Origin of the sequence: Limnobaculum xujianqingii, assembly GCF_013394855.1 — a bacterium.
GTDB classification, from domain to species: Bacteria; Pseudomonadota; Gammaproteobacteria; order Enterobacterales; family Enterobacteriaceae; genus Limnobaculum; species Limnobaculum xujianqingii.
In genome coordinates, this window is record NZ_JABMLK010000001.1 from 1,556,454 (window position 1) to 1,577,152 (window position 20,699).

Below are 20,699 nucleotides of genomic sequence, written 5' to 3' on the forward strand. Positions count from 1 at the left end.
AACGCTTTTCCCTACATTCCCCTGTTTTTAACGCTCACCATATTGTCATAACCGCAGCCCTTGCCACTCATTGAGCAGCTTAATCCATATTTCCCTAACTCTACTCAATAGTTATGACTGGTATACAGCCGAATCACTCGAAAAATCATTGTCTGGAACTTAAGCCTTTTTTTTTGAAAATGCCATTAATTATCAATACCCTGAACATGATAGTAAAACAACATCAGGCTGGTAAAAAAATGATAACTCATTCAGATAGAGATAGCCAATATAGGTCAAGTATTGTGGCCAGATATTACAAGCCTTCCGCCGTTTTGATGTATGTAATAGCGGATACCCAAGCAGAAGGGGCGGAAGTCACGGTCTAATAAATTTAGGTGCAATGGGTAATTATGTCCACTCTTGGTTGTCACTTTATAGTGGGACTCATTAACGGCTTTTAGGCTAACCTGTTTCATCAATCGACCCAGCTGAGTGTTACCATAAAAACACCGCCCATTCTTTAAATCACTTTGTAAACGATGTATACTATAAGTCCCACTGCTGTTTTGTTGCACCCTAATCTATGGCAATAATTAAATTATCTAATTGCTTACGGGTACAAAGTGCTTACCCATGCCATGCAAGCAACTGACAAAGATGATTAACAGAGAGAAAACTGATAATTTAGTTTCTATAGTCTATTTCAGCGATTTTCCCTGTGCAAAAAATACCGTCGTTTTTTAGGATAGTTTTATCCTCTTCCAGTTTGGCTGCTTTGGCTTTTAGACAACGTATTTCTAATTTTTGCTCAGAGGATTATGGGGAATTGGAAAGGCGGAATCAGGCTTATCCTTGATACAATTTTTCCAGTCATGGATAATATTTTCTCTTATATCAAATTATTGAGTCATGAGAGCAACTGATTTACCGCTTTCAAATAGTAATGTAACGGCTCTGCCTTAAACTCAAGAGTATAAAGTTGTCTTGCCATAATATAATAGCCTCGCTTTTATTAATTGATTTAAAAACATGGTGGTATTAAATCAAGGACAGCTCAAACAATGTAATGATAAATAAATATCATTACATACTTTATCTTTCAGATAATTAAAGTACTCTCTTACGAATTCATTAATTTCAGTGATTAAAAATGCAATGCTCAAACTTGTTATATTATGACTTATATATATCTATATGCGTATTAATAACATGATTTATATTAAAGGCATTCTCAGCTAATATTCTGCCTTGTTTAGCAAATGAATATCTTTTAGTAGAGTTATTAATCAAGTCAAGAATATTATCAACCAAAGCATTTACATTTTTCAGAGGAACCAGAGTGCCTGTAACATCAGGAATAATTGCATCCCGACACCCAGGGACGTCTGTAGTTATAACAGCTCTGGCACAAGCCGCTGCTTCAATTAAATTTTTAGGTAGCCCTTCTCGATATGAAGGCAACACTATAATATTTGATTGAGAAATAGTTTTTGCCGGATTATCAGTATACCCCCAGTATTCAATAACATTATAATTAACCCAAGATTCGAGCTCTAATTTAGTAATTGAATTAGGATAACTATCATCAACATCACCAACCAAAACCATACGTACATCGATAATGTTTCTAAGAATTTTTGCAGCTTCAACAAACTCTAAAACACCTTTATCAATTAATAATCTCGCCATAAGCATTACAACAGGTACACCATCCGGCTCAGGTAAAACAGGATATTTATCTAAATTAACACCAGAACCTCTGATTAAAATAGATTGACTTAGATTAACAATATTTAATTTTAAAAATAAATCCTTATCATCTGGGTTTTGAAAGATAACAATAGAATTTTTACATTTTATAGATAATCGGTAGAAAAGAGAAATTACATATCTAAATAATGTAGCCTTAAAACCAGAAGCTATAAACACATAACCCAAACCAGATATAGAAAATATACGCTTCTTAATGTTGAGTAATTTACTAGCAATTCCAGCATAAATAACAGGTTTTATTGTTACCATATGTATGATATCAGGCTTTATTTTTGATACAACTTTATAAATATGAAAAAAAAGCTTTAGCTCTGACAAAAGTGATGTTCCACTTCGACTAATCGCAAGAGGGTAAATTTTCAACCCCAGGTTTTCTAACATTTCCTGCTTATCTGTGATACCACATGCCAGATACACCTCAAATCCCTCATCTATTGCTTTTAAGGCAATTGGCAGGCGATGCGACACAAAAAACCAATCAACATTCACAACATATAATATCTTTTTTTTCATTATTTATTATTCTCATACCATAACTGAAACATTAATATATTCCACAATTTATGTTGCCAGTTTCTCTTACCTGAAAGGTGTTCTTCCCAAAGTTTTTTTACTACCTTGTGTTCCAAAAAGCCTTCTTCAATCAATCTTTTTTCATCAAGTAACGCTTCAGCCCATTCCTTTAAAGGGCCTCTTAGCCAAATTCCAATAGGAATACCAAACCCTTTCTTAGGTCTTTCAATTAAATTTCGAGGAACATATTTATATAAAACCTCACGCAGGCACCATTTAGAAGTATTGTTATAAATCTTATATTCAACAGGTAGCGATAGTGCAAATTCAACAATCTCACGCCCTAAAAAAGGAACTCTGGTTTCTAATGATACAGCCATAGCTGCCCTATCTACTTTTACTAGAATATCATCCGGTAGATATGTCAGCATATCCAGAACCATCATATTATCAATATCATGTGATAAAGATGGCAATCTATCTCTATTTTTCATTATATCAGTAGATTTTGTTGCACCTAAAACCAATTCCTCAGGGAAAAGCCAATGCACAATCAAGTTATTATAAACTTCCATGACACTATCTGAAGTTATAATATGAGTAGACTTATATAGCTTATCGCCAAAATTTGATATCCTATATTTTTTAGGCAATAAACTACCCAGGAAATTCCACACAGATATAGGCAAAAGAAATATAAGCTTAGACAGCAAAATTCTACTCAACTTAGGGAAACATACTAACCTTTTCCATAAATTATATGCCATTGTATAACGTGTATAACCAGCAAATAACTCATCACCAGCATCGCCAGAAAGTGAGACTGTAACATGTTCTTGAGTCATCTTTGAAACAAGATATGTTGGAATTTGTGATGAATCAGAAAAGGGCTCGTCATATATTTCATGAAGTAAAGGTATTGTATTTAAAACATCTTCAGGTGAGATATATAATTCCGTATGCTGCGTACCTAAATGTTCTGCAATACGTTTAGCATAAATGGCTTCATTGTATTCTTCCTCATGAAACCCTATTGAAAATGTTTTAACAGGGGTATCAGATCGAGCCTGCATTAATGCCACAATAATTGACGAGTCAACTCCTCCAGATAAAAAAGCCCCCAAAGGTACATCGGCAATCATTTGCTGCCCTACAGATTTTTTCAATAATTTTTCAAGGGTAAGCACAGCTTCGTTTTCTGTACCATCAAATAGTTTAATGTTTTTACATATAGATTTGACTGACCAATATTCGGTTGTCTGAATTGAATAATCATCCAAATTAAGCGTAATGAAATGGCCTGGAAATAGTTTGTAAATATCTTTGTAAATTGAATGAGGGGCGGGTATATAACTATATTTCAACATCGTAGCGATAGATTCACGGTCTATTTCACCAATAAAGTCCGGATGACATTTAAATGATTTAATTGTAGAACCAAAGAAAAATATTTCTTTTTGCCAGCCATAATATAATGGTTTTTCCCCCATTCTATCTCGGCCTAATATCAATGTGTTCATTTCCCTGTCAAATAAAGCAAAAGCAAACATGCCATCAGACATTTCTAATGTTTTCTGAACACCCCAATGTTCAAAACCAGTGAGTAAAGTCTCTGTATCCGAATGACCATGCCATTGTATATCAAAGAACTCATTGCATAATTTATTTCTTAACTCCAAGTGATTATAAATTTCACCATTATATGCAATTACATATTTACCCGAATGAGAAACAGCTGGCTGGTAACCTGACGAAGAGAGATCAACAATTGCCAATCGTCGATGAGAAAAACCCAACTTAGCAGTACGTTCTACCCAAACACCACTACTATCAGGCCCTCGATTAAATAAAGCATCTCCCATATTTTTCAAAATCAGTTCAGCATCGATTGGAAAATTACCACGATTAACAAAACCTGAAAAACCACACATTAATCATTCTTCCTTAATTTTTCATAAAGTAGTTCATACTGTTCAGATATTTTCTCCATCGAATAGCAATCTACTATTCTCTTAGAAGCCGTAGCACCCAAGGATAACTGAATTTCTGGTCTATTCAGTACATATTCAATACTTGATGTTAAGGACTCTATTGTGGGCTCTGAAAAAACAACGGAATCTCCACCAAGTACACGAGAATCACCAACATCAGTCGCAACACAAGGCAATCCAATAGCCATAGCTTCTGCTAACCCATTAGGAAATCCCTCTGAGCGGGAAGGCATACAAAATAGATCAAATGCAGATAAACAATCTCTGACATTATTATGCTCGCCTAATAAAATAAAAAAATCTTGTAATCCCAGGTCATTAATAAGTTGAACTAATTCATCATTAGACTTATCACATCCCCTACCTACTAAGATAAATTTAAGATTTGAAAATTTTTGAACTAAAGGGTTTACTGCTTTAACAAAAATGTCTTGCCCCTTATCATTATGATAGCGTCCAACACATCCAATGACTTTAGTCTCAGTATTTATAGCCCAAGAGTTTCTTAACAAACCCCTCGCATTCTGATTATGCTTCCATTGATTAATATCATAACCATTTGAGATAACCATCATTTTTCTTTTTGCATAACCATAAGATATATGTGACTTTCTGGCCGCATCTGCGACACAAATAATATATTTGGGTATCACATATGACAATAGAGCTCCAAGTTTCATTATAACATAAGTAGCTTTATTGCCTGTTGGTACAAAAGTACAACGAATTCCCCATATAATATTTTTGCAACCAACCAAAAATGCAGATACTCCACCAATAAAATTAGCGTGATACATCCATGTTTGCACTATTGAAGGATTAATTTCATGCAGTAACTTCGATAATTTAAAAATAACAATGGGAACAGATAACAAGCCAGTTAGACCCAAACTATATACTTTGAAACCTTTAAGTTTTAACTCATTACCAATATGGCCGACATCAGTTAATGAAATAATCACAACATCATCTTTATTATTTGTCCTTGACGTAACCAAACGGCCTAAAGACATTTCAGCACCACCAACATCTAATCCAATTATAATATGAGCAATCATTTAACAACCTAAAGTATCATTTTAGTAAAAGAAACCACTGACTAATGAATAGAATCATACACAATACAATAAAAAGAAGCCGATAATCTTTCCTAGTCGAAAACATAGATAAAAAAACAAATAAAAACGCTGACTCAAACACTCTTGCTGTCACTGCTAAAGTAAAATAAGTAGACAAATAAAAACCAACTGAAAATAATGAATAGAATTCATTCCTTATCCAGTTACTACTTTGAAGGATAAAAAGAAAGAAAAATACACTCCAAATTAAAAAACCTAAACCACTACCATCAGGTAATACATTGACATATTGTTCAGCCTGTCGAGCACCGCTAAACTGTATTATGTAGGGAAAAAGAAAAGTTAATAAAAAGGTAAAAATGATATACAATAACATTACTTCTCTTGGCGATAAGATAAAACCGCTAAATTTATATTTCTTAATTAATTCTGAAAAAATATAAATAGGTAATAAAAAGAAAAAACTCGCATGAATAAAAGGCGTCATAAACAATAATAGGTATTTAAATCTATTATTTACAAGGAAAGCGAAAATAAAAATAGCAACCGCAACACCTTGTCTCAAATGTGTCGTGTGATTCTTTAATACCTGAGGCATCAATAAAACAAGAATAAGAATAAATAAACTTGTTTTACTATAACCTATTCTCAAGAATGAATAAGATACAAGGAATGAACTAAAAAAGATAATAAAACGAACAGTATTCTCACCACCAAATATAGAAGATATTAAAACATTCAAATACAACCAAACTGGCTCATTTGTTAAATATGGTAAAAAACCATCATTAAGATTTCTTTCTAAGATAATTCTGGAGCTATTAGCGTAGTTAAGATAATTATCCCTATCCTGAAACACATCCATTGGTAATAAAGTCAAAATAATAGCGTAAAAAAGAGATATTAAAACGCATATAAATATAACGTTTTTTGACGCATTATTTTTTAAAAATGATGGTTGTGATACTGGATATACAATAGCCATTAGTTATACCATTTTCATACGATAACTAAATAACATGAATTAATTTTCATGTATTCAGATAATTTCTATGGAGACTCTCTAACAACAGAGGATAGTGTTTTCCCACTCATTCTACAGCGAATGGAATATAAAAACAAACTACAAGCATAACGGATACGACCGATAAGAGATGATTCATTTTTCACACTGGAAATATCAATTTCCCTGAGCGAAATTCCGTTAAAGTTGTCCACACAACTTTCTATAGAAAATAGTTCTGCTTTATTTTTATTTTTTTCCGATAATGAAGCTATTTCGTTATCGTTTAATTTCATATAGTTATAAATCAACTCCTCAACCCCTACTTTATCTTGCGGCATGCCATCTTCGTTGTAAGAAAAACCTTTTATATCACAAAAAAAGCCATATGTCTGTGGGGTTTCGATATTCTCTATACCTATAATAGAAGGTATACCTAAGCCAGCCGCTTCAACAATTGCTGTACCTGAACCAATAAATAAATCGTATTGCATGATAGTTGAACAAAATTTAGAATAGTCCAAGTTCCCTCTTAAACTAATATTATCACTCAACCCTAATGTATTAATTTTGTTATTTATCTCATTATATAGTGTCCCATTACCATAGATATCATATATGACCTTGCACCCGTGTTGTTTCAAATTAGCAACAACATCCACCATCCAAAGATTATATTTTTTAAAATACTCTAATCGACCAACTGAACATATTCTAATGCTATGGTTATCGTTTGGCCTTTCCATACTTTGATTAACAATGGTATTTTTACTTATTACACCCAAAGGGAAAAGATTTACTTTTGAAAAATCTCTTTTATTATGAGAATTATAAAAATTTATCATGTTATCATTGAAAAATATGATATTTTTATCACTCAGTATATTGAAAAATATCTTTCTATTGACCATCTCAAAATAAGGTAAATTCTTATCAAGGCCTTTCCATACGAACTCTAATGAATGATACAAACCTATTGACAAAGGTATATTTTCCCCAAGCTTTTTAAAAAAAATAAATGAAAAAACAGCACACCAACCACAAGATACATGAACATGTTCCGCGTTATGAAATATATTGAAAACCTTATTCATATTTAATGGCAGAAAAAAATATGCATGAGGAGGTAATATCTTTGTCAAAAATCCCCCAAAAAATAACAAATCAGAAATAAAATATACTGAAGCATATTTTCTAGCCTCACTTAACAAATCAGGATTACTTGAACTTTCATCAGACAAGAGAACAATCGTTGTTTTTAATCCTCTTTTCAATCGCTCTTTAGCCATTCTAATGAAAAATGTTTCTACACCACCTAATGCTAATGACCCATGTACAAATATCATTTTATAAACCTAGAAATTATATATCTATAAGAATCTAAATACACATCATAGAAAAATATGATGGAAATAAAGATTGGAATTAACCAAACTGAATACATTAAATACTGATATTCTGGACCACATAAACTGAAGATAATTGATGTAATAACCAATATAAAGACAGAGAATGATATTTTGACAGTAGGCAATTTAATCCAAATCCAACTAGAAAATAATACTTTCAAAAGGAAAAAAAAATAAAATGCTATGACTGTTGATATTGCGGCACCTTTTGCGCCTAATAAAGGAACAAAATTATAGTTACAAATTACATTTACAACCAAAGCCATTATCGTTATAAAAGATAGATAAATAGTTTTCCTTTTAATACTTATACCAATACCTGTGATCTCTGATAAAACAATAAGAAAAGAAGGCATTACACAAACTACAATAATATAGTTAATACCTGAGTAATTCTTAGGTAAAATATCATCAATGATCCAAGAAAAACACCCAACTAAAGTCATTAAAACAATAGCAACAACCGTCATTCTATTTCCAATGATGATTAGTTTCTCATGGTCAAAACCATTAGCTATCCATTTATATATCATTGGTTGCCATATGGTTGAAAATACTTGTTGAACTAATACTGATATCGCAGCGATATTTACAGCCATTGTATAAATGCCCAACTCAGATAATGTTGAATATTTTGTTATAAATATACGGTCTGAGTAACTTAGCCCCCAAAAAGCAAGGCTACTTAAAATTAATGGAATACCAAAAGCAGATAACTTAATTATTTTTTCATATTCAATCTTTTGTTTTATACCATCTTTTATTATTTTTCTGAGAAAATAAAATAAAACGATGACAACAGCGCTCCAACTTATGATATGAACTAAAGACAATGTTATAAAATCATCAGTTCCTTTCTTCCATAAAACAAAAAAGAGCAAAATTAATAGCACTAACTTTGGTATTATACGCGTAATTGAGTAAGCAATTGGTTTTTCTTCCATTCGAAGAAAAACAGAGAAGAAACGCTCAAAAAACAAAACAAACACAAAAGAAGATAAAAGAAATAGTAGATAGTAATTATTATACTCAAATATTTTTTTGAGATATGTCTCAAAAAATAAAAATAATATTACAAAAAATAATAATAATAATGATAGGCCTGGTAATATGCAAGCATTAAAGAGTGAACATCTACCCCTTTTATCTACTTCATTATACTCTCTAACATAAGCTTGATCTAAACCAAGACTAAATATAACTACAATTAAAGATGATATTATTTGCAATAAACCAAAACGGCCTATATCTTCTTGGCTAAAGATATAGGCAGTCAATGGCAATGAGACTAATGTTAAAGCGGCTGATATTATTGGCCCAAAACTATATGAACCTATTGTTTTAATATTCATTTATATAATGTAGATAGTTTGTTAACGTACATAAATCACGCAACCTTTAACATTGGTTAAAATCTTTCTTAATATACCATGGCATTGAAATTTCTAAACCTTGTTTCACTGTATAGTTAGGTATATACCCAAGCTGACTACATATTTTAGATATGTCTGCCTGAGAATGTTTTACATCACCAATACGGAAATCCTGATAAATTGGTTTTTTACTATGAAAAACGTCATTCTCTTTTAAATAAAATTGAATATACTTAACCAATTGATTTAACGTCGTTCTATCTCCAACAGCCACATTAAACACTTCACTTTTAACTGGAGAACTTAACGCTGCAAGAATATTAGCTTGAACTATATTTCTAATAAAACAAAAATCTCTACTTGTTTCACCATCACCATTAATAATGACATCACTCCCATGTATCATTTGTGATATCCATTTGGGTATCACTGCTGCATATGCACCATTAGGGTTTTGACGAGGACCAAATACATTGAAATAACGTAGACCAATGCAATGGAATGAATAGCAACGACTATATACGTCCGCATATAATTCATTAACATATTTTGTTACTGCATAAGGTGATAGAGGATTACCAATACGATCCTCTACTTTTGGTAATGCAGGATGATCGCCATAAGTAGAACTACTTGCTGCATATACAAAACTTTTAACTCTTTCCTCTTTTGCAGCTGTTAATATATTTAAGTACCCTGAAATATTCGTAGAGTTTGTTGTAATTGGATCATTTATTGAACGAGGAACAGAGCCCAATGCAGCCTGATGTAATACATAGTCCACTCCCTTTACAACTTTCTCACACGTAGAGTAATCTCTAATATCTCCTTTAAAAAAAGTAAAATTTTTCCATTGAGTTTCAGAAACTAAACTTTTAACCTCATCAAGATTATATTGAAATCCTGTAGAAAAATTATCTAATCCTATAATTTTTTGGTCTAACTTTAGTAAATTTTCCAATAGATTAGATCCGATAAATCCAGCTACACCTGTGATTAACCAAGTCTTAGTCTCTCTCTTCAAATTTTCAAACGCTTTATCAATTGCAGTCATAACATTCATTACCCATAGGTCATTAACTTTACAAGCGTATATCTGATTCTTCTTTTGAGAACAGATACTTTAGATCATATAAAACGTGTTCTTTCTTACCTAAGTTACGGATTGCTTCAACGCCAATATCTTTGAATTCCTGGTGTGCGACAGCGACTACAATCGCATCATAACTATTATTAGAAACTTTATCTTTCAAATTAATATTATATACATGCTTAGCTTCTTCAATAGAAGCCCAAGGATCATAAACATCAACGTTTATACCATATTCTTTTAATTCATTATAAATATCAAAAATCTTCGTATTTCTAACATCAGGGCAATTCTCTTTAAATGCTAATCCCATTATTAATACGTTTGCACCATTAACATGTATACGCTTATGTAGCATGGATTTTACTAATTGAGATGAAACATAACGTCCCATTCCATCATTAATTCTGCGACCAGCTAATATAACTTCTGGACGGTATCCGATAGATTGCGCTTTATGAGTTAGATAATATGGATCCACACCAATACAATGACCACCAACAAGACCTGGACGGAAAGGTAAGAAATTCCATTTAGTACCAGCGGCTTCTAATATAGCTTCAGTATCGATTCCCATTTTATTAAAAATAATCGCTAATTCATTGATTAGTGCTATATTCAAGTCTCGTTGAGTATTTTCAATAACTTTTGCAGCCTCTGCAACTTTAATTGAAGATGCTTTATGTGTACCAGCAGTAATAATTTGCTGATAAAGAGTATCAACAAATGAAGCGATTGCTGGAGTCGAACCAGACGTAACTTTTTTAATATTTGTTACTCGATGAGTTTTATCACCCGGATTAATTCTCTCTGGGCTATAGCCAACAAAGAAATCCCTATTGAATTTCAGTCCTGATACCGTTTCAAGAATAGGAACACAATCGTCTTCAGTTGCTCCAGGATATACTGTTGATTCATAGATAACTACATCATTATATTTTATTACTTTTCCTAATAATTCAGAAGCCTTAATCAGTGGGCTAAGGTCGGGTTGATGATGTTCATCAATAGGTGTTGGTACTGTAACAATATAAATAGATGCTTTTTTTAAATTTTCAATATCACATGTATACTGGAGATATTTAGCGTCTCCTAGCTCAATAGAAGAAACTTCTAATGTGTGATCTTTTCCTGAAGTGAGTTCAGTAATACGCTTAGCATTAATATCGAAACCTATTGTATTAAATTTTTTACCAAATTCTACCGCCAAAGGTAATCCTACATAACCTAACCCAACAATAGCAATTACATCGCTCTTTAATAACTCTCTAGACATTTTTAAGAAACCTTAACTTAATTTATATAATATTAAATTATCAATTGAAACTTATTAATTCAAAGCATTGAGTCTTTTCGACTCATTATAAATAATCACAATCCCGAAACCAATTATTCTATCAAGAATAACACCTATAATTAGAATTAATCCTATTTTTGGCTGTTCTTTACTTATAGGTACAATTGGACTTTTTAAATAGCTAACTATCTGACTATAGCACTATTAGCTTAAAAATTATCTAAACTAATGAACTGCTTTTGATAATGTATCTAGTTCTATAGGTCATTTATTAATGCTTTCAGCCATAATCGCTAATACATCTTTACCTAAAAGAAATTAAGATGCCCCATCAAGTTTACTTTAATTCAATCCATTTAGGTTTAATTATATTAGATTCTTCGGTCATATATTTATATTGTAGATGGCATTACAATATATGATGCTAACGCTCGATAAATATATCAATGCTATTATCATGCATTTCTACGATTTTGAGTACCTTTGCCGACTTTGATTCTTTTGTTGCCAACAAATTATCACGTTTCATCCACTTCACTAATTAGCTGAATTGCCAGATTATCCAGTAGAAGAGAGATTACGTTTTGTGGCGAGAATTCTTTAATGTGCACAACGGCATTAGTGTCGATATGCAATCAGTTTCTCGAATACCGGTATTACTTATAACAAGAGCAATAATTTGTGTTTTTATTCACTATTTGCAGGCACAATATTCAAGTTGAAACTTCTACAGCATACCTGACAACAATAATGCTGATGTCCAGTACTCCCTTGCCCATACCTTTTCACTAGAGCTATTTTTGCTTACAAAGTGGGCATTTCAAAAATCCACCTCAGCTATCAGAACCTCTTAAATAAAAACAGGGTTTATCTGATGATCTCCGGACTTAATACATAACTTAAATTAGAATACAAGTAAATCCAAATATCCAATATTAATTGGATTCATTTGCAATTAATACAATGGTTATATTTTCATGATACTAATGTGACATTTTTGTATTATTCTAATTGACAATAGTTTAACTATTTTATATATGCTACCGCCTTGGCTTAATAGCTACCAGCACACTAAAATAAGGAATAATATTCGTTCCTCATAATGTTATACCTTGATTTATTATCATCATTTTTTAAAAATTTATTTTCTCATTAGCATTTAACAGCGTACTTATATACCAAAGTTTATAAAATCAATTACAATAACGTTCTTCTATTTGAGCCTTTGACTATACTATGCCCACTAAATTTCATCAAAGGTTATATTACTTCTTATAAAACTTATTCCTTAATCACATATCGATATGCCAAAACTTTCCTTTACGCTACAGGGTTTAGCGCTATGCTATATGGGTTCTCTAAAAAACTCATAATATTAAAGGATAAACCATGACTAAGATTTATGAAGATAACTCACAAACCATCGGTCATACCCCGCTGGTACGCTTGAATCACATAGGTAATGGGAAAATCCTGGCGAAAATAGAATCCCGTAATCCCAGCTTTAGTGTGAAGTGCCGAATCGGTGCAAATATGGTTTGGGATGCTGAAAAGAGTGGGGCATTAAAGAAAGGTGTTGAATTAGTCGAACCAACCAGTGGTAATACCGGTATTGCTTTAGCATTCGTTGCAGCTGCTCGTGGATATAAGTTAACGCTTACTATGCCAGAGTCGATGAGCCTTGAGCGTCGTAAATTGTTAAAAGCGTTGGGCGCAAATCTTGTTCTGACCGAAGCAGCAAAAGGTATGAAAGGTGCGATAGCTAAAGCAGAAGAGATAGTTGCATCCGATCCTGCACATTATTTAATGCTACAGCAGTTTAACAATCCCGCTAACCCTGCAATTCACGAGAAAACTACCGGTCCTGAAATTTGGGAAGATACCGATGGTAATGTAGACGTGTTTATCGCTGGTGTTGGTACTGGTGGTACATTAACTGGCGTAAGCCGTTATATAAAAAATACCAAAGGTAAGAAGATTATTTCAGTAGCTGTAGAGCCAACTGACTCTCCGGTTATTAGCCAGGCATTAGCTGGAGAAGAATTAAAACCTGGACCACATAAAATTCAGGGTATTGGTGCCGGATTTATTCCAGGTAACCTTGATCTTAGTTTGATTGACCGGGTTGAAAAAATAACTAATGAAGAGGCTATTTCTACGGCCCGTCGCTTGATGGACGAAGAAGGTATTCTGGCCGGTATTTCATCAGGTGCTGCAGTAGCTGCCGCTTTGCGTTTAATTGAAAAACCTGAGTTTGCCGACAAAAACATTGTGGTGATTCTACCTTCATCAGGAGAACGCTATTTAAGCACTCCTCTTTTTGCTGATTTGTTTACTGAGAAAGAGTTACAACAGTAAGATAGTACTCACTGACCATTTTACTAAAAGCCACCACAAATGTTTTTTGTGGTGGCTTTTTACTTAGATAAACAATCTGCTTTTTTCTGGCTACCAGATAATCATTTTTCTATTAAAAATTCGATCGTTACAAAACATTCACTCTGTTTAAATTCATGATCCAATCAAATAACATTTTCGTAACCAATGCTATTTTTCAGACCATTTTCTGTGCACCACATCTCGCTTTTAAATAAAAAAATTTGATTTTTTTCGCCTCAACGCGTATCAAGCTAAATACTTTTTTCGATGCGCGAATTAAATCACTTCTTAATCGTTTAGCTTCTTGCTAAAAGGAGCCATATATAATAGCGTAAGTGAGATATCGTAGTTCGGAACAACAAGAAACGGCTGCTAAGGCCCCTCACGTAGTTCCATCTATCCCGCGCATTCCAGCATTAATATGGCAATGTTGCTGTTACGCTAACGCCGTATTAGTAAAAATAATAGGCTAAACTTAAGTGTTAACGCCAAAAGCTTTAATCCAACTAAGTTGAGGATCACTATGTTCCAGCAAGATGTTACAGTAACTGCACCAAACGGCCTGCATACCCGCCCAGCAGCACAGTTTGTAAAAGAAGCGAAAGCTTTTACTTCTGATATCACCGTTACTTCAAATGGCAAGAGCTCCAGTGCTAAAAGCCTGTTTAAATTACAAACTCTTGGCCTGACTCAAGGTACTGTGGTGACTATTTCAGCTGAAGGCGAAGATGAGCAACAAGCTGTTGAGCATCTTGTAAAGTTAATGGCAGAACTTGAATAAGCCCTGTATTACATTTTAACACCCGTTTTAGATTAAGGTAGGCTTATGATTTCAGGCATCCTAGTATCTCCAGGCATAGCATTTGGTAAGGCTCTTATATTAAAGGACGATCCAATCGTCATTAATAACAAGAAGATTTCCAGCGATAACATCGAGCACGAAATAGCCCGTTTTAAAGCTGGTCGCGATAAAGCCAGCACCCAGCTTAATGCCATCATGGAAAAAGCGAGCGAAACGTTCGGTGAAGAAAAAGCGGCCATCTTTGAAGGTCATATCATGCTGTTGGAGGACGAAGACCTCGAGCAGGAAGTCGAAAGCCGAATCAAAACGAAATTGGAAAGTGCTGATGCCGCCGCTCATGGTGTGTTTGAAGCTCAGGCGATCGAACTTGAAAGTCTGGAAGATGAATACTTAAAAGAGCGCGCTGCTGATATTCGTGATATCGGCAAGCGCTTGTTACAAAACATTCTGGGGATGACTATTGTCGATCTGGGCGCTATCCAGGATGAAGCTATTCTGGTTGCAACCGATCTGACTCCGTCAGAAACTGCTCAGTTAAACTTAGATAAAGTTCTCGGCTTCATCACTGATTTAGGTGGTCGTACTTCCCACACTTCCATCATGGCCCGTTCGCTGGAAATTCCTGCGATTGTCGGCACTAATGATGTCACCAAACAGGTGAAAAATGGTGATTATCTGATTCTTGATTGCGTAAACAACAAAGTTTACGTAAACCCACCAGCAGAAACTATCGATCAGTTAAAAGCCGCTCAAGCTCAGTATCTGAGTGATAAAAATGAGTTAGCTAAACTGAAAGACCTGCCTGCAATCACACTAGACGGTCATCAGGTTGAAGTAGCTGCTAACATCGGTACCGTACGTGATGTACCTGGTGCTGAGCGTAATGGTGCTGAAGGTGTTGGCCTCTACCGTACCGAATTCCTGTTTATGGATCGCGATGCTTTTCCAACAGAGGAAGAGCAATTTCAGGCTTATAAAGCTGTGGTTGAAGCCATGGGTGATTTGCCTGTCATTCTGCGTACTATGGACATCGGCGGTGATAAAGACCTGCCGTATATGAATTTGCCTAAAGAGGAAAACCCATTCCTTGGCTGGCGTGCTATCCGTATTTGCTTAGACCGTAAAGAGATCCTTCATGCACAGTTGCGTGCAACTCTGCGTGCCTCTGCTTTCGGCAAGCTGCGTATTATGTTCCCAATGATCATCTCAGTAGAAGAAGTACGTTTACTGAAAGCTGAGTTGGAAATGCTAAAAGATCAGCTCAGAAAAGAGAATATTCCTTTTGATGAGACAATTGAAGTGGGTGTAATGGTAGAAACCCCTGCAGCTGCCACTATTGCGCATCACTTAGCAAAAGAAGTTGATTTCTTTAGTATTGGGACAAACGACTTAACCCAGTATACTCTGGCAGTAGATCGTGGCAACGAGCTGATTTCTCATCTCTACAACCCACTCTCTCCATCTGTGTTAACCTTAATCAAACAGGTTATCGATGCTTCTCACAAAGAAGGCAAATGGACTGGAATGTGCGGTGAGTTAGCAGGTGACGAACGAGCAACTCTGTTGCTACTCGGCATGGGCCTGGATGAGTTTAGTATGAGTGCTATCTCAATACCTCGCATCAAGAAAATCATTCGCAACGCGAACTATTCTGATGTAAAAACGCTGGCGGAAAATGCATTAGCACAACCAACAGCTGAGCAGGTATTAGCAATCGTAAATAAATTCATTGAAGAAAAAACGCTCTGCTAAGTTAGCTTTATAATAAAAGCCGATCCCTGTAGCAGCTATTGTTACAGCCACTTTGGGCCGAGTTAGTGAACAAATACCTTAAGCGACAAACGTATAATTAAGGTATTAGCCACTACTCAGGCCCAAAATAACATGTAAAATAGACTAATGGGTAAGCATTAAGGCAACGCCGATTAAAATATTTTTGCTGAGGAGAAAATCATGGGTCTGTTCGACAAGCTGAAACAACTCGTTTCTGATGATAAAAAAGACGCAGGCAGCATTGAAATTGTTGCTCCGCTGTCCGGTGAAATTGTCAACATTGAAGATGTACCTGATGTTGTGTTTGCTGAAAAAATCGTTGGTGATGGTATTGCAATTAAACCAACCGGCAACAAAATGGTTGCTCCTGTTGATGGCACCATTGGTAAAATCTTCGAAACTAACCATGCGTTCTCTATCGAATCTGATAGTGGTATTGAACTGTTTGTTCACTTCGGTATTGATACCGTTGAACTGAAAGGTGAAGGCTTCAAGCGTATTGCTGAAGAAGGCCAGCACGTCAAGAAAGGTGATTTAGTGATCGAATTTGATCTGGCCTTACTTGAAGAGAAAGCTAAGTCTACGCTGACACCTGTTGTAATCTCTAATATGGATGAAATCAAAGAGCTGACTAAGCTTAGCGGTAGCGTTGTAGTGGGAGAAACGCCCGTCATTCGTATTAAGAAGTAATGATTAAGTTTTAAATAAAAACGGAGCCTTTTGGCTCCGTTTTTATTTATTCAATTTTCGCTCGATTCAGTGATTTTCCCAGAGTGGAAGATGAATATCGATAACCAACCCGCTATCAGTACCATTCTTAGCGTCAATAGTACCGCCATGTGCATTAACAACCTTGCGGGCAATTGCCAACCCTAAACCATAGCCTTTGCCTGAAGCTGCTGATTTCACTCGAACAAACGGATCAAAAATGCTGGAAAGCTTATCCTCATCCACTCCTGGCCCCTGATCGCTGACCTTAATCACAAACTCACTTTCAACCTTATTTAATCCAACCCGAATTTGCTGTCCACCTTTGGAAAAACGCAGTCCATTACGCACAATATTTTCTACGGCACGTCTCATTAATTCGGAATTGCCTTTTATCGTAGCATCCTCTTTAACAGCATCATCAGCCTCAAGAAGAATCTCTACTCCAGGTACCTGAGCTTCATAACGTACATCACTGACCACCGCTTCCAGCAAACCATACAGGTCAAAATACTCTTCATCAGAGATACCGGCGGCATCAGTACGAGAAAGGGTCAACAGCTCACCAATCATTTTATCTAACCGTACTGATTCATGTTCAATACGCTGTAGAGAGTTTTCAACATTCTGCGGATTCTGCCGCGCCAGTCCTATTGCTAATTGCAAACGCGCCAGTGGTGTTCGTAATTCATGGGAAACATCGTGTAACAGAGCCTCCCTTGCCCCTACCAACAACTTTAAGCGCTCCACCATAGAATCGAAATCACGCGCCATATCGCTAAGTTCATCCCGACGTTTATTCATTACGGGATAAAGGCGTACATCCAGGTCACCCTGAGCAACACGATCAAAACCAGACCTTAGCAAGCGCATCGGTCTGGTTAAATGCCATGCCAGTGTAAAACTAAACAGGAAACCGCCAATTCCACCTAATATTAGTAACGGATTCGGAATATTGAAAAACAACACCCTACCCGAACGATTTGGGCGATATTCTTTCCTGAGCGCTTCCACATCGTATTTCAACAGATAGTATTTACCATCCCCGCCTTTAACGTGTTCAACTCGCACGTCATCCGTCAGCGGAATCAATGACGTTCGCTGAGGATTTTGAGTTAACGGAATTTTCAAAGGAACAACCGCAATGTGCCGTTGATCGATAGTCGGCCATCCATCAGTCATCCGGTTAAGACCATCAATACCTTCAGCTTCCAGCACGGTTACTGCGGAGGTGAACTGAAGCGAAACAATACGATTAGCGATTCGATTTTCAAACGGCTCTTTCTGACTGGCGTAATAGTAAAATACCAGCCAGACTGCTTGGGTTATCACAATGAAGGTTACCCAGAAACCAATTAATATTTTCCAGAACAGACTCCGGCGCATAATTTATTACCTGATGCGATAGCCAATGCTACGCACTGTTTCAATCGATAAAATATCGCCAGCAATCTGACTCAGTTTTTGCCGAATATTGCTGATATGAACGTCTACACTACGATCGTAAGCTTCCCGTGGACGTCCCAGCCCCTGCTCAGACAGCTCATCTTTGGACACTACACGGTCTTTTTCTTTCATCAGCAACATCAGTAAATTAAATTCAGATGCCGTTAATTCAAAGGCTTCCCCTTTCCATTCACTAGTTCGTTGAGATGCATCCAGACATAAATCTCCCAGACAAGTAATTGCATCATCCTGAGGCTCAATATGTTCCTCAAAACGACGCAATACGGCACGTAATCGCGCTACCAGCTCCCGAGGATAACAAGGCTTAGGCACATAATCATCAGCGCCCATCTCCAGCCCAATCACCCTATCGATATTGTCACCTTTTGCCGTTAACATAATGATGGGTAAACGACTTTTTTTCCGTACTTTATTCAGAACATCAATACCGCTCATATCAGGCAGCATAATATCCAGAATCATGGCGGCATAATCCCCTGACATGGCACCGTCAATTCCCGCCTGTCCGGTTAAGGCCACAGTCGCCGAAAAGCCCTCAGCCTGAAGGTATTCCCGTAACATACTGCCAAGTTCCACATCGTCATCGACCAAAAGAATTTTCATGCCCTTCTCCTGACTATTATGTTTATATCCACACTGTTTCGCATCACTAAAGACCGCAAACACTGAAGATGGTGGATATATTTTTTATCATTCTTACGTCTTCGGTTGTAATATGCAGCTACTTTTACTTAAACCTTACACTTTCCTTATGATGAGCTTACCCCAGACACCATTAACTCGTTGTACATTAGTGCATAATCTATAGCGGACAATGACGTCCTCAGGTTTTTATTCAATATTTAGTACTTTTAAGGCAACTGAAACTTATGCAATTACCTACATCCAAACTACGATATGTGCTGATTATTGCAGCCATTTTGATCGCCGGTTGGTTGATAAAACTGTTCTTTTTTCCTGCCGTGGTAAAACCTAACTATATTACTACGCCAGCAACGAAGACCAGTATAGAGCAAACCGTTCTGGCTGATGGTTCGATTAAGGCCTTAAAACAGGTTAACGTAGGTGCTCAGGTTTCAGGTCAGATTAAAGCGCTGCATGTAGAACTTGGCGACAAGGTTACTAAAGGACAAGCTCTGGCAGAAATCGATGATCTTCCGCAAAACAATGACCTACACAATGCTGAAGCGGGTTTAAAAAGCGTACAGGCTCAACGTCAGGCTAAATTAGCCACGTTGAAAAACAATCAACTCGCTTTTAATCGCCAGAGCCAAATTCTGGCAAAAGGTGTTGGGGCTCAGGCAGATTACGACACGGCGAAAGCCCAGCTAGACGCCACTAAAGCAGAAATCGAATCTCTGGATGCACAAATTATTCAGGCACAAATCGCCATGGATACCGCCAAATTAAACCTTGGCTATACCAAAATCAGCTCCCCTATTGATGGTGTCGTAGTGGCTATTCCGGTTGAAGAAGGGCAAACGGTTAACGCCGTGCAAAGCGCCCCAACCATCCTGAAAGTCGCTCAACTGGATACCATGACCATTGAAGCTCAAATTTCCGAAGCAGATGTACCTAAAGTTAAAACCGGTATGCCGGTTTACTTCACCATTCTGGGTGAACCTGGTAAACACTATAGTGCTAAGTTACGCGCCATAGAGCCAGCACCCGACTCGATCAATAGCAGCGATACCACAACCAGCACCTCATCCAGTTCTACTACTACTGCTATTTACTACAATGGCTTGTTCGATGTGGAAAACCCGGATGGTAAGTTGCGTATCTCCATGACGGCTCAAGTCTACATTGTTTTAGATCAGGCGAAAGACACTATCGTTATCCCAACTACTGCGCTTAACGATACAGATAATCAGGGCAATGCCAGCGTTCAGGTTGTTGACGCTTCCGGAAACATCGTCCAGAAGAAAGTCAAAACCGGTATCAATAATAACGTTGATGTGCAAATTGTCTCCGGTCTGGAAGAAGGTGAAAATGTGATCGTCAGTGAAGCTGGTGCCCCAGGATCAACTCAACCGGCGCGCATGCGGATGAGGATGTAG

15 protein-coding genes are annotated in these 20,699 nt (G+C 36.1%); 5 read left to right on the forward strand and 10 right to left on the reverse strand.

The window, feature by feature from the left end; all coding sequences use genetic code 11:
- Window positions 1-1,155: 1,155 nt before the first annotated feature.
- The 8 genes from GOL65_RS07100 to tviB all read right to left on the reverse strand — a co-directional run bounded on the left by GOL65_RS07100 (window position 1,156) and on the right by tviB (window position 11,489).
- Window positions 1,156-2,268 (reverse strand): glycosyltransferase family 4 protein, encoded by a 1,113-nt coding sequence (locus tag GOL65_RS07100; RefSeq protein ID WP_140919908.1) that lies wholly within the window; start codon window positions 2,266-2,268, stop codon window positions 1,156-1,158.
- Window positions 2,268-4,199 carry an asparagine synthase (glutamine-hydrolyzing) gene (asnB, locus tag GOL65_RS07105; protein ID WP_140919909.1) on the reverse strand — a complete coding sequence of 644 codons (1,932 nt, stop codon included), beginning with the start codon at window positions 4,197-4,199 and terminating at the stop codon, window positions 2,268-2,270. The genes GOL65_RS07100 and asnB overlap by 1 nt, the downstream gene beginning before the upstream one ends.
- The gene (locus tag GOL65_RS07110; protein ID WP_140919910.1) at window positions 4,199-5,317 is read right to left on the reverse strand and encodes a glycosyltransferase family 4 protein; all 1,119 of its coding nucleotides are present in this window, start codon (window positions 5,315-5,317) and stop codon (window positions 4,199-4,201) included. Before GOL65_RS07110 ends, asnB begins: the two co-directional genes overlap by 1 nt.
- Before the next feature lie 16 nt (window positions 5,318-5,333).
- Complete coding sequence (locus tag GOL65_RS07115; RefSeq protein WP_140919911.1) at window positions 5,334-6,323, reverse strand: EpsG family protein; 990 nt, start codon at window positions 6,321-6,323, stop codon at window positions 5,334-5,336.
- A gap of 65 nt (window positions 6,324-6,388) precedes the next feature.
- The gene (locus GOL65_RS07120) at window positions 6,389-7,687 is read right to left on the reverse strand and encodes a glycosyltransferase family protein (protein WP_140919912.1); all 1,299 of its coding nucleotides are present in this window, start codon (window positions 7,685-7,687) and stop codon (window positions 6,389-6,391) included.
- Window positions 7,684-9,102, reverse strand: coding sequence for a lipopolysaccharide biosynthesis protein (locus GOL65_RS07125; RefSeq protein ID WP_140919913.1), 1,419 nt, complete (start codon window positions 9,100-9,102; stop codon window positions 7,684-7,686). The genes GOL65_RS07120 and GOL65_RS07125 overlap by 4 nt, the downstream gene beginning before the upstream one ends.
- Window positions 9,103-9,148: 46 nt before the next feature.
- Window positions 9,149-10,177 (reverse strand): NAD-dependent epimerase/dehydratase family protein, encoded by a 1,029-nt coding sequence (locus GOL65_RS07130; protein WP_140919914.1) that lies wholly within the window; start codon window positions 10,175-10,177, stop codon window positions 9,149-9,151.
- A 28-nt stretch (window positions 10,178-10,205) separates the two neighbouring features.
- Window positions 10,206-11,489: a Vi polysaccharide biosynthesis UDP-N-acetylglucosamine C-6 dehydrogenase TviB gene (tviB, locus tag GOL65_RS07135; protein ID WP_140919915.1), complete on the reverse strand. Its 1,284-nt coding sequence runs from the start codon at window positions 11,487-11,489 to the stop codon at window positions 10,206-10,208.
- A gap of 1,410 nt (window positions 11,490-12,899) precedes the next feature.
- Here tviB and cysK point away from each other — a divergent pair.
- The 4 genes from cysK (at window position 12,900) to crr (ending at window position 17,154) form a co-directional block, all read left to right on the forward strand.
- The gene (gene cysK, locus GOL65_RS07140) at window positions 12,900-13,868 is read left to right on the forward strand and encodes a cysteine synthase A (RefSeq protein WP_140919916.1); all 969 of its coding nucleotides are present in this window, start codon (window positions 12,900-12,902) and stop codon (window positions 13,866-13,868) included.
- 544 nt (window positions 13,869-14,412) lie between these two features.
- Window positions 14,413-14,670: a phosphocarrier protein Hpr gene (gene ptsH, locus GOL65_RS07145; protein ID WP_047781613.1), complete on the forward strand. Its 258-nt coding sequence runs from the start codon at window positions 14,413-14,415 to the stop codon at window positions 14,668-14,670.
- A gap of 45 nt (window positions 14,671-14,715) precedes the next feature.
- On the forward strand, window positions 14,716-16,443 hold the full coding sequence (gene ptsI, locus GOL65_RS07150; protein ID WP_140919917.1) for a phosphoenolpyruvate-protein phosphotransferase PtsI: 1,728 nt from the start codon (window positions 14,716-14,718) through the stop codon (window positions 16,441-16,443).
- Window positions 16,444-16,644: 201 nt separating this feature from the next.
- Window positions 16,645-17,154, forward strand: a complete 510-nt coding sequence (crr, locus tag GOL65_RS07155; RefSeq protein WP_108901690.1) for a PTS glucose transporter subunit IIA — start codon at window positions 16,645-16,647, stop codon at window positions 17,152-17,154.
- Window positions 17,155-17,220: 66 nt separating this feature from the next.
- Here the strand turns inward: crr and GOL65_RS07160 are convergent, their stop codons facing one another.
- Both GOL65_RS07160 and GOL65_RS07165 read right to left on the reverse strand, forming a co-directional pair.
- Entirely contained in the window at window positions 17,221-18,558 is a 1,338-nt protein-coding gene (locus tag GOL65_RS07160) for an ATP-binding protein (RefSeq protein WP_140919918.1), read from the reverse strand.
- 6 nt (window positions 18,559-18,564) lie between these two features.
- Window positions 18,565-19,242 carry a response regulator transcription factor gene (locus GOL65_RS07165; RefSeq protein WP_140919919.1) on the reverse strand — a complete coding sequence of 226 codons (678 nt, stop codon included), beginning with the start codon at window positions 19,240-19,242 and terminating at the stop codon, window positions 18,565-18,567.
- 266 nt (window positions 19,243-19,508) lie between these two features.
- Here GOL65_RS07165 and GOL65_RS07170 point away from each other — a divergent pair, with 266 nt between their 5' ends.
- Window positions 19,509-20,699: an efflux RND transporter periplasmic adaptor subunit gene (locus GOL65_RS07170; RefSeq protein WP_140919920.1), complete on the forward strand. Its 1,191-nt coding sequence runs from the start codon at window positions 19,509-19,511 to the stop codon at window positions 20,697-20,699.

Excerpts from the sequence above, each read along its gene's own strand:
- GOL65_RS07100 (WP_140919908.1), bottom strand. The coding sequence starts at position 2,268 with ATGAAAAAAAAGATATTATATGTTGTGAATGTTGATTGGTTTTTTGTG.
- asnB (WP_140919909.1), bottom strand. The coding sequence starts at position 4,199 with ATGTGTGGTTTTTCAGGTTTTGTTAATCGTGGTAATTTTCCAATCGAT.
- GOL65_RS07110 (WP_140919910.1), bottom strand. The coding sequence starts at position 5,317 with ATGATTGCTCATATTATAATTGGATTAGATGTTGGTGGTGCTGAAATG.
- GOL65_RS07115 (WP_140919911.1), bottom strand. The coding sequence starts at position 6,323 with ATGGCTATTGTATATCCAGTATCACAACCATCATTTTTAAAAAATAAT.
- GOL65_RS07120 (WP_140919912.1), bottom strand. The coding sequence starts at position 7,687 with ATGATATTTGTACATGGGTCATTAGCATTAGGTGGTGTAGAAACATTT.
- GOL65_RS07125 (WP_140919913.1), bottom strand. The coding sequence starts at position 9,102 with ATGAATATTAAAACAATAGGTTCATATAGTTTTGGGCCAATAATATCA.
- GOL65_RS07130 (WP_140919914.1), bottom strand. The coding sequence starts at position 10,177 with ATGACTGCAATTGATAAAGCGTTTGAAAATTTGAAGAGAGAGACTAAG.
- tviB (WP_140919915.1), bottom strand. The coding sequence starts at position 11,489 with ATGTCTAGAGAGTTATTAAAGAGCGATGTAATTGCTATTGTTGGGTTA.
- cysK (WP_140919916.1), top strand. The coding sequence starts at position 12,900 with ATGACTAAGATTTATGAAGATAACTCACAAACCATCGGTCATACCCCG.
- ptsH (WP_047781613.1), top strand. The coding sequence starts at position 14,413 with ATGTTCCAGCAAGATGTTACAGTAACTGCACCAAACGGCCTGCATACC.
- ptsI (WP_140919917.1), top strand. The coding sequence starts at position 14,716 with ATGATTTCAGGCATCCTAGTATCTCCAGGCATAGCATTTGGTAAGGCT.
- crr (WP_108901690.1), top strand. The coding sequence starts at position 16,645 with ATGGGTCTGTTCGACAAGCTGAAACAACTCGTTTCTGATGATAAAAAA.
- GOL65_RS07160 (WP_140919918.1), bottom strand. The coding sequence starts at position 18,558 with ATGCGCCGGAGTCTGTTCTGGAAAATATTAATTGGTTTCTGGGTAACC.
- GOL65_RS07165 (WP_140919919.1), bottom strand. The coding sequence starts at position 19,242 with ATGAAAATTCTTTTGGTCGATGACGATGTGGAACTTGGCAGTATGTTA.
- GOL65_RS07170 (WP_140919920.1), top strand. The coding sequence starts at position 19,509 with ATGCAATTACCTACATCCAAACTACGATATGTGCTGATTATTGCAGCC.